Raw genomic sequence first — 16,465 nt, forward strand, 5'->3', positions numbered from 1 at the left:
GGAGGGGGATTATTCTTCAATCGCAAACAATTGCAATGAACCACGGCTAAAATCAGCCAGTTTTGCTGTAAAAGCATCCACTTTCGCTTGTGGGAGCGCCACGCGTAGCTGTACCGATGCCTGATAATCACTGGTAACAATGACGCCAGAGAATTGCCCCAGCAGCGTTTCTATCCCCGACAACTGACCGTATTCACACAACAGAGTATATTCGGTTAATGGCGTTTTGATTTGTGTTGTGAGTTGATTTAGCGCCTGCTGGACACCACCGCCATAGGCTTTCACCAGGCCCCCCGTTCCCAACAGCACGCCGCCGTAGTAGCGAACCACCACGGCGGTAATTTCGCCAACGCCGCTTCCCATAAGCTGCGCCAGCATGGGCTTACCCGCCGTTCCCGCTGGTTCACCGTCATCTGAAAAGCCAAGCTGCTGTGAATCATCGGGCCGCCCGGCAACCCAGGCGACACAATGGTGGCGAGCATCAGGATGTTCTGCCCTCACCGATTCAACAAACGCTTTCGCCGCTTCTACCCCGTCGGTATGCGCCAGCAGGGTGATAAAACGGCTCTTTTTGATCTCTTCAGTAAACGTGACCGGCGACGCCGGTATCGGCCAACTTTCCATTACGCCAGTTTCAGATCGCGCGTCATGTTCTCAACGTTATTCTCGTGGATCACGACGTTATCTTCGATACGAATCCCACCGAACGGTTTCAGCGCGTCAATTTTCTGCCAGTTGAAGTGCTTGCTGAACTGCCCTTCGCGCCACGGCGCCAGCAGAGATTCGATGAAGTAAATTCCCGGCTCGATGGTCAGCACCATGCGCGGCTGCAACACGCGGGTGCAGCGCAGGTACGGATATTTCGACGGCGCAGCCAGGTGCGTGCCAGTGTCATCCTGCATAAAGCCCGCGACATCATGAACCTGTAATCCCAGCGGGTGGCCAATACCGTGTGGCATAAACGGCCCGGTCAGGTCGTTTTCAACCATCGCCTCTTCGCTCATGTCGGTAAGGATCTGATGTTTAAGCAAGATTTTTGCGATGCGCTGATGGAACTGGATGTGGTAATCCACATAGCTGACGCCCGCTTTCATAGTGGCGATCAGCGCCAGTTGCTCGTCGTTCACGTCTTTGATCAGATGGGCGAAATCATTGTCGCTGTTTGCCGACCAGGTACGGGTGAGGTCAGCGGCATAACCGTTGTATTCCGCGCCAGCGTCCAGCAGGAAGCTACGCACTTCAGACGGCACGCGGTGATCCAGTTTGGTGTAGTGCAATACAGAAGCGTGTTCATTCAGCGCCACGATGTTGCCATACGGTACATCCGTATCGCGATGGCCGGTCGCCGTCAGGTACGCCTGGTTGATGTCGAACTCGCTCATCCCGGAACGGAAAGCTTCTTCCGCTGCGCGGTGACCGTTAACTGCCGTTTTCTGCGCTTCGCGCATACAGGCCAGTTCGTAATCTGTTTTATAAGCACGATAGTAGTGCAGATAATCAATCACCCCTTTCGGGTTGATCTTGTCGGCTGCAATACCCAGGCCAATCGCGCGCTCCGGAACCGGACCGATATAGCCAATATTTCCGCGAGCCGCTGGCAGTTGGCTACCAATACCGTCCGCTTTCGGCAGTGCAATCACCTCAACTTCCTCTGTCCAGAAGGAGGTCGGCAACGGCTCAACGTTGTGCCAGTAATCCACCGGCAAGTAGAACCACAGCTTCGGTTTATTGACGCCATCCACCAGCAGCCAGCAGTTCGGTACCTGCGTTACGGGCACCCAGGCCTTAAACTGCGGGTTGACCTTGAACGGATACGCATGGTCATCGAGGAACACATTCATCAGTTCGCCAGAATGAATTAACAGCGCGTCCAGCTTGAAGCGGTCGAGCGCGTTACGCGCGCGTTCCTGCAGGGTGGCGATATGATTTTTGTAGAGTGCAGCCAGTGATTCCATTTTTAGTCCTTGTACATTTTTGCCCTCAAGTTTTCGCATCTTAGCACACCTCACCGAACCTGCGTGATCTCCACCAGTCGTGATCTCCCCAGCAAATATTTAAAGAGTAATTTGCATTTTATTAACATAAAAACCACACTCAGCCTCATCTGGTACGACCAGATTACACTGCTGGATTCAGGAGACTGACATGCTCTACAAAGGCGATACCCTGTACCTCAACTGGCTGGAAGATGGCATTGTCGAACTGGTGTTCGACGCCCCCGGCTCGGTGAATAAATTAGATACGGCGACCGTAGCCAGCCTCGGTCACGCGCTCGATGTCCTCGAAAAACAAAAAGAGCTGAAAGGGCTGCTGCTGCGCTCTGAAAAAGCGGCGTTTATCGTCGGCGCAGACATTACCGAATTCCTCTCGCTATTCCTGGTGCCGGAAGAACAGCTCAGCGAATGGCTGCATTTCGCCAACAGCGTCTTCAACCGTCTGGAAGATTTACCGGTTCCGACCATCGCCGCCGTAAATGGCTACGCGCTGGGTGGCGGGTGTGAGTGTGTACTGGCGACCGATTACCGTTTAGCGACGCCAGACCTGCGCATCGGCCTGCCAGAAACCAAACTGGGGATCATGCCTGGTTTTGGCGGTTCCGTGCGCATGCCACGCCTGCTGGGTGCCGACAGCGCGCTGGAAATCATCGCCGCCGGGAAAGATGTTGGCGCTGAACAAGCACTGAAAATCGGCCTGGTGGATGGCGTTGTTAAACAAGAGAAACTGATCGACGGCGCGCTGGCCGTATTACGTCAGGCGATAAATGGCGATCTCGACTGGCGCGCGAAGCGTCGTCCGAAGCTGGAACCGCTGAAGCTCAGTAAAGTGGAAGCCACCATGAGCTTCACTATTGCCAAAGGCATGGTGATGCAGACGGCGGGTAAACACTATCCGGCGCCGATTACGGCGGTGAAAACCATTGAAGCCGCTGCCCGTCTGGGGCGCGATGACGCGCTGAAGCTGGAAAACCAAAGCTTTGTCCCGCTGGCGCACACCAACGAAGCACGCGCGTTGGTTGGTATCTTCCTGAACGATCAATACGTAAAAGGTCTGGCGAAAAAACTCGCCAAAACCACCGATGCGCCAAAACACGCCGCCGTTCTGGGCGCGGGTATTATGGGCGGCGGTATCGCGTATCAGTCCGCCTGGAAAGGCGTGCCGGTCATCATGAAGGATATCAACGAGAAATCGCTGACGCTTGGCATGACAGAAGCCAGCAAACTGCTGAATAAGCAACTGGAGCGCGGCAAAATTGATGGTCTGAAGCTGGCAGGCGTCATTTCCACTATTCAGCCCACGCTGGATTACGCCGGGTTCGACCGTGTAGACGTGGTCGTAGAAGCGGTTGTTGAAAATCCGAAAGTGAAAAAAACGGTGCTGGCAGAAACCGAGCAAAAAGTCCGCCCGGATGCTGTTCTGGCCTCCAACACATCGACAATTCCTATCAGCGAGCTGGCTGACGCGCTGGAGCGTCCGGAAAACTTCTGCGGCATGCACTTCTTCAATCCGGTGCACCGCATGCCACTGGTTGAGATCATTCGCGGTAAAAAGACCAGCGAGCAAACCATCGCCAAAGTGGTTTCCTGGGCCAGCCAGATGGGTAAAACGCCGATCGTGGTTAACGACTGCCCCGGCTTCTTCGTTAACCGCGTGCTGTTCCCCTACTTTGCCGGTTTCAGCCAGTTGCTTCGCGACGGTGCGGATTTCCGCAAAGTCGACAAAGTGATGGAGAAACAGTTCGGCTGGCCGATGGGCCCGGCGTATCTGCTGGACGTGGTCGGTATCGACACTGCTCATCACGCACAGGCAGTGATGGCGGCAGGCTTCCCGCAGCGCATGCAGAAGGATTATCGCGATGCGATCGATGCTCTGTTTGAAGCCAATCGATTCGGGCAAAAAAATGGCCTTGGCTTCTGGCGCTACAAAGAAGACAGCAAAGGCAAACCGAAAAAAGAAGAAGATGCGCAAACCGACAGCCTGCTGGCCGATGTTTCTCAACCCAAACGCGACTTCAGCGACGAAGAGATTATCGCCCGCATGATGATCCCGATGGTCAACGAAGTGGTGCGCTGTCTGGAGGAAGGCATTATTGCCAGCCCGGCAGAAGCCGATATGGCGCTGGTCTACGGCCTGGGCTTCCCTCCATTCCACGGCGGCGCATTCCGCTGGCTGGATACGTTAGGTAGCGCAAAATATCTCGATATGGCGCAGCAGTATCAGCACCTCGGCCCGTTGTATGACGTGCCGGAAGGTCTGCGCAATAAAGCGCGTCATAACGAACCGTATTATCCCGCAGTGGAGCCCGCCCGTCCGGTTGGCACACTGAAAACGGCTTAAGGAGTCACAATGGAACAGGTTGTCATTGTCGATGCAATTCGTACCCCGATGGGCCGTTCAAAGGGCGGCGCATTCCGTCACGTACGCGCGGAAGATCTCTCCGCGCATCTGATGCGCAGTCTGCTGTCACGCAACCCGGCGCTCGAAGCGGCGTCTCTTGATGATATTTACTGGGGATGCGTGCAACAAACGCTGGAGCAGGGTTTTAACATTGCGCGCAACGCCGCCCTGCTGGCGGAAGTACCGCACTCGGTGCCTGCAAACACCGTTAACCGCCTGTGTGGCTCATCAATGCAGGCGCTGCACGACGCCGCACGTATGATCATGACCGGTGATGCGCATGCATGTCTGATTGGCGGCGTAGAGCACATGGGCCATGTACCGATGAGCCACGGCGTCGATTTTCACCCCGGCTTAAGCCGGAACGTCGCCAAAGCGGCAGGCATGATGGGCTTAACCGCCGAAATGCTGGCGCGGATGCACGGCATCAGCCGTGAGATGCAGGACGCCTTTGCCGCCCGCTCTCACGCCCGTGCCTGGGCCGCAACCCAGTCCGGCGCGTTCAAAAATGAGATCGTCCCGACCGGTGGTCACGATGCCGACGGCGTTCTGAAACAATTTAACTACGATGAGGTGATTCGCCCGGAAACTACGGTTGAAGCACTCGCGACGCTGAAACCAGCATTCGACCCGGTCACCGGCACGGTCACCGCTGGTTCGTCTTCTGCGCTTTCCGATGGCGCTTCCGCCATGCTGGTCATGAGCGAAAGCCGCGCCCGCGAACTGGGCTTCACGCCGCGCGCGCGTATACGCTCGATGGCGGTTGTCGGCTGCGATCCGTCTATCATGGGCTATGGCCCGGTTCCGGCGTCGAAGCTGGCGCTGAAAAAAGCCGGCCTGTCAGTAAGCGACATCGACCTGTTCGAAATGAACGAAGCGTTTGCCGCGCAGATCCTGCCATGTATTAAAGATCTGGGGCTGATGGAGCAAATCGACGAGAAGATCAACCTCAACGGCGGTGCGATCGCTTTGGGCCACCCGTTAGGTTGCTCCGGCGCGCGAATCAGTACCACGTTGCTGAATCTGATGGAACGCAAAGACGCCCAGTTCGGTCTGGCGACAATGTGTATTGGATTGGGTCAGGGGATTGCGACCGTATTTGAACGCGTATAAGTGCTTGTAGGCCGGGCTACGGCCTACGAATAAATAGGTTAGTTGCCGTTCTTCCCGCCTGTCAGGGGCGGGTTTTTTATTGCTTAAATAAACGCAAACGCATCGCCAAACAGGCGGTCTTCACGCGCCTGACGTTCGTTGCAGAACAGGTCACGAGCGATTTTCGCCATTTCAAAACGGCCTGCAATATAGATATCATGCTCCGCCAGCGTACCGTAATCCTGTAAGACCGCCGTCAGCACGGTACCGGAGCGTCCACGCCACTCATCATCAGGCTGCTCAACAACCGGAATAACATTCAGCTTCGGATGATTCACCGTTAACGCTTCCAGCTCGGCCAGATCGTACAGGTGTTTCTCTTCACGGCCGCCCCAGTAAATGGTGACATCACGGTTAGGGTTACGCTTCAGCGCAGTCAGCAGAATAGAGCGCACGTAGGAGAAGCCCGTACCGCCCGCGATTAAAATCAGCGGCCGTTCTTCATCATCGCGCAGCCAGGCTTCGCCATGAGGAATATCAACGACAATTTCGCGATCCTTCAGAATGCGATCCATTACCGCCATCGCGTATAAATTCAGCTCCGATGCACCAATATGCAGTTCGATATAGTCCTGCTGATCCGGCGTAGAGGCCATGGAGAACGGGCGTTTATCGCGCTCATCCATTACGACCATTAAATACTGACCCGCCTGGAACGAGAATGGGGCTTCGGGTACTAAACGGACGCGATATACAGTGTCGGTGATGGCATCTACCGAGGTCACTTTACAGCTTAAAATTGTCATGCGCTCCCTCTGTCGGATCTTATAGTCATTTCAGGGTCGGAATACTGCCCCAATCGTCAGTGCCTGAACAGGCAGAACAGCCGCGTTAATCGCGTTTGCTGTCGCTAAAAATGGCCAGCTCATCCCAGATAGCGTCGATACGCGCCGTAACCGCCGGATCTTTTTTGATCGGACGCCCCCATTCACGTTGGGTTTCTCCTGGCCATTTATTGGTGGCATCCAGCCCCATTTTTGACCCCAGACCGGAAACCGGCGAGGCAAAATCCAGATAATCTATTGGCGTATTTTCGACCAGTACCGTATCCCGCGCGGGGTCCATACGGGTGGTAATCGCCCAGATAACGTCATTCCAGTCACGCGCATTCACATCGTCATCGCAGACGATAACAAACTTGGTGTACATAAACTGGCGTAAAAACGACCATACGCCCATCATCACCCGTTTCGCGTGCCCGGCGTACTGTTTTTTCATCGTAACAACCGCCAGACGATAAGAACATCCTTCAGGCGGCAGGTAAAAGTCGACAATTTCCGGGAACTGCTTTTGCAGAATCGGTACGAAAACTTCGTTTAACGCAACCCCCAGCACCGCCGGTTCATCAGGCGGACGACCTGTGTAGGTCGAGTGATAAATTGCATCATCGCGCTGGGTAATATGCGTGACGGTAAACACCGGGAAGTTATCCACTTCGTTGTAGTAACCGGTGTGGTCACCATAGGGCCCTTCCGGTGCCATCTCACCGATTTCGATGTACCCTTCCAGCACGATTTCCGCGCTGGCTGGCACTTCCAGATCGTTGGATACGCACTTCACCACTTCGGTTTTGGTACCGCGCAACAAACCCGCGAACGCGTATTCCGATAGGGTATCCGGCACCGGTGTAACCGCACCCAGAATCGTCGCAGGATCGGCGCCCAGCGCCACGGATACCGGGAATCGCTCGCCCGGATGCGCCGCACACCACTCCTGAAAATCGAGCGCGCCGCCGCGATGCGATAGCCAGCGCATAATCAGTTTATTTTTGCCGATCACCTGCTGGCGATAAATGCCCAGGTTCTGCCGCTCTTTGTGCGGGCCGCGTGTAACCGTCAGCCCCCAGGTGATTAACGGTGCCGCATCTTCTGGCCAGCAGGTCATCACCGGGATGCGCGATAAATCAACGTCATCGCCGGAGATAATTTTTTGCTGACAGGGCGCGCCACGCAGACGCTTAGTTGGCATGTTAAGCACTTGCTTGAAATGAGGGAGCTTATCAAAGAGATCGCGGAACCCTTTCGGTGGTTCAGGCTCCTTCAGGAAGGCCAGCAGTTTCCCCACTTCGCGCAGTGCGCTGACATCTTCCTGCCCCATTCCCATCGCCACGCGCCTTGGCGTACCGAACAGATTACACAGCACCGGCATGTCGTAACCCGTTGGGTTCTCAAACAGCAATGCCGGGCCGCCAGCACGCAGGGTGCGATCGGCAATTTCGGTGATTTCCAGATGGGGGTCAACAGGTAACGTAATACGTTTCAGTTCGCCCTGTTGCTCCAGCAATGTCAGAAAGTCGCGTAGATCGTGGTATTTCATGGGGAAATTAATGGCCTCCTGGTAAGCGCCTCATTATACGGCGAATGAGGCTGTGATGCTGTATTTTTGTTAAAATCACGTGAACCAATACGCTCGACTTATCGCTGTTAGTTATCATCGCGATCGCATCACACTTTTGTTATGCTTGCACGCTACATTGTGGAAAAGAGTCATTATGCAAGCCTGGTATTTACTGTACTGCAAACGCGGTCAACTTCAGCGCGCTCAGGAACATCTCGAACGGCAGGCGGTGAGTTGCCTGACGCCAATGATCACCCTGGAGAAAATCGTACGCGGTAAGCGCACTTCAGTCAGTGAACCGCTTTTCCCCAACTACCTGTTTGTTGAATTTGATCCGGAAGTGATTCATACCACTACTATTAACGCGACCCGCGGCGTCAGCCATTTTGTGCGTTTTGGCATGCATCCGGCCACAGTCCCTTCCAGCGTTATTCATCAGCTTTCAGTGTACAAACCGGAAGGCGTTACCGACCCCAGCACCCCGTTCCCCGGTGACCGCGTGGTGATCACCGAGGGCGCGTTCGAAGGTCTGCAGGCGATTTTCTCTGAGCCCGACGGCGAAGCCCGCTCGATGTTGCTGCTCAATCTGCTCAACAAGCAGGTCATGCAAAGCGTGAAGAACACCGATTTTCGCAAAACCGACAGCAACTAAAACGCAATATTAAACAGTGCTTTAACGTTATTGTCTGTGACGTGTTCCAGCCACTGCGCCTCTTCGCCGCGCCAGTGGGCAATTTGCGTCAGGATGTGCGCCATGAAGGCGGGCTCGTTACGTCGTGATTTCGGTTTTGGCGACAGGTCACGAGGCAGAAGGTAAGGCGCGTCAGTTTCAATCATCAGCCTGTCTGCAGGAATAAACGGCAGCAGCTCACGCAGTTCCAGCCCGCGACGCTCATCGCAAACCCAACCGGTAATGCCGATATACAGGCCGCGATCGATGCAGGCCTGCATCTCTTCGCGCGTGCCGGTGAAGCAGTGCAATACTCCGCCCGGCAGCTTATCCAGCCACGGGTCGAGCAACGCCAGAAAACGCGCATGGGCATCGCGACAGTGCATAAAGACCGGCATCGACAGTTCCGCTGCCAGGGCGAGTTGCGCGCTGAACGCTGCTTCCTGCTCCGCAGGAGTAGAGAAATTACGGTTGAAGTCCAGCCCGCATTCGCCAATCGCCACCACTTCCGGCTGCTGCGCCAGTTTACGGATGCTCGCTTCCACTTCCGCGTTCCAGCTGCTGCTATCGTGCGGATGTACACCCGCGGTGGACCAGCAACCGGCAAAGCGCTGTGCGAGCCGCTGGGCTTCTTCGCTCTCATGTCGATTAGTGCCAGTAAGCAACATCCCGCTAACACCTGCGGCCTTGGCGCGGGCAATCACATCGTCACGATCGTGGGAAAACTGCGAGCTGGTAAGGTTTACGCCAATATCAAACATCTCGGCTCCATACGAAAACCGCCCTGACGGGCGGTGATATTATTCTTCGTTTTTATCGGCTTCAGCTTCAGCTTCCGCGTCTTCGTCACGCGTCGCTCGCTTGCCGGTATAGAAGCGGGCGAAGAACACGCCAACCTCAAACAAACAGTACATCGGTATCGCCAGCAGCGTTTGTGAGAAGACATCCGGCGGGGTCAGCAGCATACCAATAACGAACGCGCCAACCAGTACGTAAGGCCGTTTTTTGCGCAGATCTTCCGGGGTGGTCACACCGACCCAGCAGAGCAGCACAATCGCCACCGGCACTTCGAAGGAAACCCCAAAAGCGATGAACAGCGACATCACAAAATCGAGGTAACTCTTAATGTCGGTCGAGACCAGCACGCCCGCAGGCGCGGCATGCGTCAGGAAGCCAAACGCCAGAGGGAACACCACGAAATAGGCGAAGGCCATACCGGTGTAAAACAGTACCGTACTGGAAACCAGCAGCGGCACCACCAAACGGCGTTCATGCTTATACAGCGCTGGCGCAACAAAGGCCCACACCTGATAAAGAATCACCGGTGCCGACAGGATAATCGACACCATGAAGGTCAGCTTGATGGGGGTAAAGAACGGTGAGGCGACATCGGTTGCAATCATCGTCGCCCCAACGGGCATCTGCCGGATCAGCGGCGCAGAGACCAGTTGATAGATATCGTTGGCGAAATAGACTAACGCCAGAAAAATGATGAACACCGCCATGATACTGTTAAGCAGACGCTTACGCAGTTCAATCAGATGCGACACCAGCGGTTGAGTATCTTCTACGCCCATGTTTACGATTTATCACTTGATGCAGGGGATGAATCAGGAACGGAAGCGGTTTTTTTCTCTTTTTCAGAGTCGCCGACCGCCGCCGCTTCTGGCGTGTGGGTTTCAGCGGGGGATGGAACCTGCTCGTCGGTGCTGGCCTGATGTTCGGCCGTCGACGGGGTAACCCCGGCGCGCTGCTCCTCGCTGTCCTTCACTATCGGGTTATGGATAGTGTTAGCTTCATCACTCGCCTTTTCAGGATCGTGGATGGAGTAAGAGCGCTTCATGGATTCCGCCGCTTCACGCAGTTCGTCCATTGACGCCTTCAGCTCTGGCGAAAGGGTATCCAGGCTCGCTTTCTCCACTTTTTTCAGGCTGTCCTGAAATTCCTGGAGTTTAAGCTCCTGGGTCAGCTCGTTTTGCACGGTTGTCGCCAGCGAGCGCAACGCGCGAATCCAGCCAACAACCGTTTTAACCGCGACCGGCAGACGTTTTGGCCCTAATACGACAAGGCCAATCACGAATACCAGCAGCAGTTCACTGAAACCAATATCAAACACGAATTACACCTGCTCGTTGTCGTGGCGTTTCGCTTCGTCTTTCTTCGCGTCTTCCTGCTTGTCAGTAATTGATTTTGCAGTGAAATCCGCATCCTGAGTCGATTTATCTTTCTTGTCGTCTTCATCACCCATGGCTTTCTTAAAGCCCTTGATGGACGCGCCCAAATCAGATCCCAGTGAGCTCAGCTTTTTAGTCCCGAAAAGCAGAACCACGATAACGACGATAATCAGCAACTGCCAAATACTAATACCACCCATACATCTTCCTCTGTGATAGATGATGAAATAACCATTGACGCATTATACGTTATGCGCCCTTGTGATAGCGATGCAAAATTCAGCGCGTTTTACGCCAGCCGGCAAACCATACCACCAGCCCTGCGCCCATGAGCCATGCAGGCATGAAGCCCCATTCCGGGCGATTTATTAACAGTAGTGTACCGCTCAATAATAAAACAGCACCTATACCAAAGAGATACCGTGACTGACCCTGACGAGTACGATGCACGGTGATGTCGCCGGCAAGCTTATCCAAACTGCTCTGTAAATGTTTGCTCTGGCGCAAACTGTCGTACACCAGTTCCGGTAATTCGGGCATTTTTTCGATCCAGAACGGTGCTTTGGCTTTCAGCGCGCGTACTAAAGCCGGAATGCCTATCTGATCTTTCAGCCAGGATTCAAGGAACGGCTTCGCCGTTTGCCATAAATCGAGCTGCGGATAGAGCTGTCGCCCCACGCCTTCCACGTAAAGCAGCGTTTTTTGCAGCAGCACAAGCTGTGGCTGCACTTCCATGTTAAAACGGCGCGCGGTGTTAAATAAGTTTAGCAACACATGCCCGAAGGAGATTTCCGCCAGCGGTTTCTCGAAGATAGGTTCGCACACGGTACGAATCGCAAACTCAAAGTCTTCAACATTTGTATCTGGCGGAACCCAGCCCGAATCAACGTGTAGCTCCGCTACCTTGCGGTAATCGCGGTTAAAGAAGGCGATGAAGTTCTCCGCCAGATAGCGCTTATCTTCTTTATTCAATGAGCCAACAATCCCGCAGTCGATGCCGATATATTGGGGATCTTCCGGGTGCTCATAGCTGACAAAAATATTGCCCGGGTGCATGTCCGCGTGGAAGAAGCTGTCGCGGAATACCTGGGTGAAGAAGACCTGCACGCCACGCTCGGCCAGCAGTTTCATGTTGGTATTTTGCTTCAGTAACGCTTCGGTATCCGACACCGGAATGCCATAGATGCGCTCCATCACCATCATGTTTTCGCTGCAATAATCGGAATAGACTTCCGGTACATACAGCATCGGGCTATCTTCGAAATTGCGGCGCAGCTGAATGGCGTTCGCCGCTTCGCGCAGCAAATTCAGCTCATCAATCAGCGTTTTTTCATAGTCGCGCACCACTTCAACCGGGCGCAGGCGCCGACCATCCGGCAGCAGGCGTGGTACCCAGCGCGCCAGACGGTAGATAAGTTTCATATCCGCTTTGATAACCGGCAGAATATCCGGGCGAATGACTTTGATCACCACTTCTTTGCCGTTCTCTTTGAGGCGCGCGGTATGCACCTGGGCAATCGACGCGGACGCCAGCGGATTAATATCGAAATCATCAAACCAGCTTTCGATAGGGATATCCCCCATCGCTTTTTCCATCAGTTTTTGCGCCTGCACCCCGTCAAACGGGGCAACGCGGTCCTGCAACATACTGAGCTGGTCGGCAATATGCGGTGGGAAAAGATCACGGCGGGTAGAGAGCATCTGACCGAGCTTGATCCAGACCGGGCCCAGCTCCTGCAATGCCAGACGCATGCGTTCACCCAGCGGGCGGTTTTTGTGGCGATTCGGCATCCAGAACAACATCCGACGCCAGATTCGCAGCGGCAGGGTGATGCGCATTTTGGGAATGAGCTCATCAAGCCCGTAACTCAAAAAGGTGTGGATGATAAAATACAGGCGCCGTAATTCTCCTGGCGTCATTTCCCCTCCAGTTTTTCCAGCCGCTTCGTCAGCGCTTCAACGGCACGTTCTACAGCCATTGTCTCTTCCGCAAACCAGGCTAACTCCAGCGCGCCGGGTGCCAGTCGCCACTCTTCGGTGACGGCCTCCGCCACGTAGTGCTGCTGGCGTGCAAAGCTCTGCTGCAGAAACTTCGCGCCGCCGCGCAGAACTTTACTGACGCTTTCGGCGGCGATATCGCCGGTATAGGGTGCCAGCAGTTCTGCCGGGTCAAACTCGGCCAGGTCAGCGAGTGCGACAAGGTTTTGCACGACCTGGATATCGCCCTGCACTTCCAGGTCACCGTTGCGGATAAGCGCCGTGAGTTGCTGACGATTACGCAGTTGCGGCAGGACGCCGATACGCGTCGCGACAGTACAGTCGGCCTCGCCTTCCCACGCCCCCAGCACATCGACCTGCCGCTCGCTAAACACCAGCACCAGTGGCGAAGAGAACTCTTTAAGTTCAACGCGCAACACTTTCCCCACCAGGCGCTGCCGGGCAGGTTTCAGCGCCCGCTCACGCCACAGAAAAGTGTTCAGTGCCGTTTCGACGCCGGCCGTCACTAAGGGTTTTAAAGGCATCTGGCCCTCCTGTCAGAACTTATAACCACGATGCAGCGCCACGATGCCTGCGGTCAGGTTGAAGTACTCAACGTTGTCCATTCCGGCTTCCTGCATCATCGCTTTCAGGGTTTCCTGATCGGGGTGCATACGGATGGATTCCGCCAGATAGCGGTAGCTATCTGCATCATTCGCCACCATTTCACCAATGCGCGGCAGAATGTGGAAAGAGTATGCATCGTAGGCTTTGCTCAGCGGTTCGATAATCGGCTTAGAGAACTCGAGCACCAGCAGTCGGCCACCCGGTTTCAGGACGCGATACATTGAGCGCAGCGCTTTCTCTTTGTCGGTGACATTACGCAGGCCAAAAGAGATAGTGATGCAGTCGAAGGTGTTATCCGGGAACGGCAGCGCCTCGGCATTCGCCTGAACATATTCCACATTGCCGATTACGCCATGGTTGCGCAGCTTTTCGCGCCCCATTTTCAGCATAGAGTCGTTGATATCAGCCAGCACGACGCGACCGGTTTCACCCACCATGCGAGAGAATTTCGCCGTTAAATCGCCCGTACCGCCTGCCAAATCGAGGACGGTTTGCCCACGACGAACGCCGCTACAGTCAATGGTAAAACGCTTCCATAAACGGTGAATACCAAACGACATCAAGTCGTTCATCACATCGTATTTTGCGGCGACAGAGTGGAAAACGTGGGCGACCATGTCTTCCTTCTGGGATTTGGCGATTGTCTTAAAGCCAAAGTGCGTCGTGTCTTGTGATTCCTCAGCCATCTCTAAGCCTGCTTATAAAGAAAATGTTCATGGAGTGTAACAGATTGGGCGCAATTGCCCTACGATTCAACCCCGTCACACTCCCTCAAACAGGGTTAACCGTTTTCCACGGCCAGAGGATCGTCATCGCTAGAATCACCCCCTTGCCGCAAACGAAACTCATCATCCTGCGCCGTAGCCTGCTCGACTAAATCCGGATTAATCTCGCGTTTCACCTCAACACCGAGGTGACGGAAAGCTTCCGTTTGTGCCAGCAAGTTTCCGCGCCCGGAGGAGAGTTTCTTCATCGCCTGACGATAGTTGTCCTGCGCTTTATCCAGGCTCTGCCCGATAGCAGTCATATCATCAATGAACAGGCGCATCTTGTCATACAGACGGCTGGCCCGTTCGGCGATTTGCTGCGCGTTGCGACTCTGGTGCTCGTAGCGCCAGAGATTGGCAATAGTGCGCAGCGCTACCAATAAAGTAGTAGGACTTACCAGCATAATGTTATTTTTTAATGCTTCATTGATCAGTTCGGGCTGTCTGTCTAATGCCAGCAAAAAGGCGGGTTCAACGGGGATAAACATCAGGACATAATCCAGCGAGCGCAGCCCCGGAAGCTGCTGATAATCTTTGCGCCCCAGCAGGCGAATATGGTTTCGCACCGCCGCGATATGCTCCTGTAGCGCCAGTTCACGCGTGTAATCATCTTCGGCATTGAAATAGCGCTCATAAGCCACCAGCGTCATTTTGGCATCGACGACCACATCTTTCCCCTGGGGCAGGCGAACAATGACGTCCGGCTGCATGCGGGCGCGAGTATCGGTTTCGATACTCACCTGCGTTTCGTACTCGTAACCTTCACGCAAGCCAGACGCTTCCAGCACACGCGTCAGCACCACTTCGCCCCAGTTACCCTGCGTTTTATTGTCGCCTTTTAACGCGCGCGTCAGGTTGACGGCTTCACGCGTCATCTGTTCATTCAGCTGTTGCAGATTACGAATTTCATGGGCCAGCGTGTGGCGCTCTTTTGCTTCCTGGCCAAAACTGTCCTGCACCTGCCGGCGAAAACCATCAAGCTGCTCGCGTAGCGGTGTGAGTAAACTGTTCAGGCTTTGACGGTTTTGCTCATCCACCCGGCGATTACTGTGCTCAAAAATACGGTTTGCCAGGTTTTCAAACTGCTCGCTCAGGCGCTGCTCGCTGTTGATCATCTGGCGAATTTTGTCTTCCGCATGATGCTGCGTGGCTTCCAGCCGCGTGGTCACTTCCCGTAAATCAGCTTCCAGCGAGGTGTTGATTTCACGCAGGCTACGCAGTTCATTATTCAGCAGCTCGCACTCCTCGCGCCAGTGCGCGTTCTGCGCCAACTGCTGTTTCGCGGCGCTCAGTTCGCCGTAAATATCGCGCTCTTCGGCCAGTTGCTCCGCCCGCTGCTGCGCCACGCGATAGCTCGCGGCCAGCCAGCCCAGCGCAACGCCCGCCAGTGCAACCAGAAAATAGATAAGAATGGCGATATCCACAATGCCCCCTGCATGAACGTCTTACGGCAAAAATAGAATTGTGCTGTATAGATGTCCAGTTGGAAAGGTTTTTCCTGCGAGGAGGTACGCAAAATGAAAAAGGCCGAACGTGTCGGCCTTTAAGAAGAGAAGAAGGTTTACAGCAGGCGGCGTGCCGCTTCCACCACGATTTTCACCGCGTGGCTTTCGGTTTGTTTCATCGTCTCAGCGTTCGGGATCTCCTGCTGAGTACGGTTCACAATCACGCCCGCAACCATCCCTGCGCGCAGCCCCTGGCTGGAACACATGGTTAACAGGGTTGCTGATTCCATTTCGTAGTTCATCACGCCCATTGACTGCCACTCTTCCATGGAGCCTTTGAAGCGGCTTACCACGCGGCCGGAGAAGGTATCGTAACGTTCCTGTCCCGGGTAGAAGGTATCGGAGGATGCGGTTACGCCCACATGCGTGGTTGCGCCAATCTCTTTCGCTGCCGCCACCAGCGCGGTGGTGCAATCAAAATCAGCCACAGCCGGATATTCCATCGGCGCAAAGTGCAGGCTCGCGCCGTCCAGACGAACGGATGCGGTGGTGACCAGCACATCACCAACATTGATATTTGGCTGGATAGCACCTGTTGTGCCCACGCGCAGGAAAGTACGAATGCCCAGTTGAGCCAGTTCTTCCACAGCGATAGAGGTGGACGGGCCGCCGATACCGGTGGAGCAGACAATGACCGGCTTGCCATCAAGTTCAGCACGCCAGGAGGTAAATTCGCGGTGAGATGCCAGTTTGACCGGCTTTTCCATCAGCGCGGCGATCTTTTCCACACGCTCCGGGTCGCCAGGGACGATCGCGAGCGTAGCCCCTTGTAAATCGTTTTTGGTGAGGCCGAGATGAAAAACATCAGACTTAGACATAGAAAACTCCTCTGTGGATCGGGTTTGTCAGAAGAAGCAAAAA

Annotated in this window: 16 protein-coding genes; 3 read left to right on the top strand and 13 right to left on the bottom strand. The window is 54.7% G+C overall.

The annotated features are described in order from the left end of the window. Positions 1–9: 9 nt before the first annotated feature. Both ACOXYR_RS20525 and pepQ read right to left on the bottom strand, forming a co-directional pair. Complete coding sequence (locus ACOXYR_RS20525) at positions 10–624, bottom strand: IMPACT family protein (RefSeq protein WP_108476878.1); 615 nt, start codon at positions 622–624, stop codon at positions 10–12. Beyond that, positions 624–1,955, bottom strand: a complete 1,332-nt coding sequence (gene pepQ, locus ACOXYR_RS20530) for a Xaa-Pro dipeptidase (RefSeq protein ID WP_421356228.1) — start codon at positions 1,953–1,955, stop codon at positions 624–626. Before pepQ ends, ACOXYR_RS20525 begins: the two co-directional genes overlap by 1 nt. A gap of 190 nt (positions 1,956–2,145) precedes the next feature. On the opposite strand from pepQ, the gene fadB reads away from it, so the two are divergent. Both fadB and fadA read left to right on the top strand, forming a co-directional pair. Further along, positions 2,146–4,335: a fatty acid oxidation complex subunit alpha FadB gene (fadB, locus tag ACOXYR_RS20535; protein WP_421356227.1), complete on the top strand. Its 2,190-nt coding sequence runs from the start codon at positions 2,146–2,148 to the stop codon at positions 4,333–4,335. 9 nt (positions 4,336–4,344) lie between these two features. Then, positions 4,345–5,508 carry an acetyl-CoA C-acyltransferase FadA gene (fadA, locus tag ACOXYR_RS20540; RefSeq protein ID WP_189624474.1) on the top strand — a complete coding sequence of 388 codons (1,164 nt, stop codon included), beginning with the start codon at positions 4,345–4,347 and terminating at the stop codon, positions 5,506–5,508. 83 nt (positions 5,509–5,591) lie between these two features. On the opposite strand, the gene fre is transcribed toward fadA, so the two are convergent. Beyond that, a complete protein-coding gene (gene fre / locus ACOXYR_RS20545; RefSeq protein WP_108476882.1) occupies positions 5,592–6,293 on the bottom strand; it encodes an NAD(P)H-flavin reductase in 702 nt (233 codons plus the stop codon). Between the two features lie 85 nt (positions 6,294–6,378). After that, entirely contained in the window at positions 6,379–7,863 is a 1,485-nt protein-coding gene (gene ubiD, locus ACOXYR_RS20550) for a 4-hydroxy-3-polyprenylbenzoate decarboxylase (RefSeq protein ID WP_108476883.1), read from the bottom strand. Positions 7,864–8,038: 175 nt separating this feature from the next. On the opposite strand from ubiD, the gene rfaH reads away from it, so the two are divergent. Continuing rightward, on the top strand, positions 8,039–8,536 hold the full coding sequence (rfaH, locus tag ACOXYR_RS20555) for a transcription/translation regulatory transformer protein RfaH (protein ID WP_108476884.1): 498 nt from the start codon (positions 8,039–8,041) through the stop codon (positions 8,534–8,536). Here rfaH and tatD read toward each other — a convergent pair. From tatD to udp, 9 genes are all read right to left on the bottom strand, one after another. After that, positions 8,533–9,315: a 3'-5' ssDNA/RNA exonuclease TatD gene (tatD, locus tag ACOXYR_RS20560; RefSeq protein WP_189624475.1), complete on the bottom strand. Its 783-nt coding sequence runs from the start codon at positions 9,313–9,315 to the stop codon at positions 8,533–8,535. The two genes, rfaH and tatD, sit on opposite strands and share 4 nt — an antisense overlap. Before the next feature lie 39 nt (positions 9,316–9,354). Continuing rightward, positions 9,355–10,131 (bottom strand): Sec-independent protein translocase subunit TatC, encoded by a 777-nt coding sequence (gene tatC, locus ACOXYR_RS20565; RefSeq protein ID WP_108476886.1) that lies wholly within the window; start codon positions 10,129–10,131, stop codon positions 9,355–9,357. A 2-nt stretch (positions 10,132–10,133) separates the two neighbouring features. After that, positions 10,134–10,670 carry a Sec-independent protein translocase protein TatB gene (tatB, locus tag ACOXYR_RS20570; protein WP_108476887.1) on the bottom strand — a complete coding sequence of 179 codons (537 nt, stop codon included), beginning with the start codon at positions 10,668–10,670 and terminating at the stop codon, positions 10,134–10,136. Between the two features lie 3 nt (positions 10,671–10,673). Further along, the gene (tatA, locus tag ACOXYR_RS20575) at positions 10,674–10,928 is read right to left on the bottom strand and encodes a Sec-independent protein translocase subunit TatA (protein WP_015966408.1); all 255 of its coding nucleotides are present in this window, start codon (positions 10,926–10,928) and stop codon (positions 10,674–10,676) included. Positions 10,929–11,007: 79 nt separating this feature from the next. Continuing rightward, positions 11,008–12,648, bottom strand: a complete 1,641-nt coding sequence (gene ubiB / locus ACOXYR_RS20580; RefSeq protein ID WP_108476888.1) for a ubiquinone biosynthesis regulatory protein kinase UbiB — start codon at positions 12,646–12,648, stop codon at positions 11,008–11,010. Next, positions 12,645–13,250 (bottom strand): ubiquinone biosynthesis protein UbiJ, encoded by a 606-nt coding sequence (gene ubiJ / locus ACOXYR_RS20585; protein ID WP_108476889.1) that lies wholly within the window; start codon positions 13,248–13,250, stop codon positions 12,645–12,647. Before ubiJ ends, ubiB begins: the two co-directional genes overlap by 4 nt. A 12-nt stretch (positions 13,251–13,262) precedes the next feature. After that, positions 13,263–14,018 carry a bifunctional demethylmenaquinone methyltransferase/2-methoxy-6-polyprenyl-1,4-benzoquinol methylase UbiE gene (gene ubiE / locus ACOXYR_RS20590; RefSeq protein WP_108476890.1) on the bottom strand — a complete coding sequence of 252 codons (756 nt, stop codon included), beginning with the start codon at positions 14,016–14,018 and terminating at the stop codon, positions 13,263–13,265. A gap of 95 nt (positions 14,019–14,113) precedes the next feature. Beyond that, positions 14,114–15,523 (bottom strand): DNA recombination protein RmuC, encoded by a 1,410-nt coding sequence (rmuC, locus tag ACOXYR_RS20595; RefSeq protein WP_421356226.1) that lies wholly within the window; start codon positions 15,521–15,523, stop codon positions 14,114–14,116. 137 nt (positions 15,524–15,660) lie between these two features. After that, positions 15,661–16,422 carry a uridine phosphorylase gene (gene udp / locus ACOXYR_RS20600; RefSeq protein WP_108476892.1) on the bottom strand — a complete coding sequence of 254 codons (762 nt, stop codon included), beginning with the start codon at positions 16,420–16,422 and terminating at the stop codon, positions 15,661–15,663. Positions 16,423–16,465: the final 43 nt, after the last annotated feature.

It is taken from the genome of Pseudocitrobacter faecalis (assembly GCF_965231525.1).
Classification (GTDB): Bacteria; Pseudomonadota; Gammaproteobacteria; order Enterobacterales; family Enterobacteriaceae; genus Pseudocitrobacter; species Pseudocitrobacter faecalis.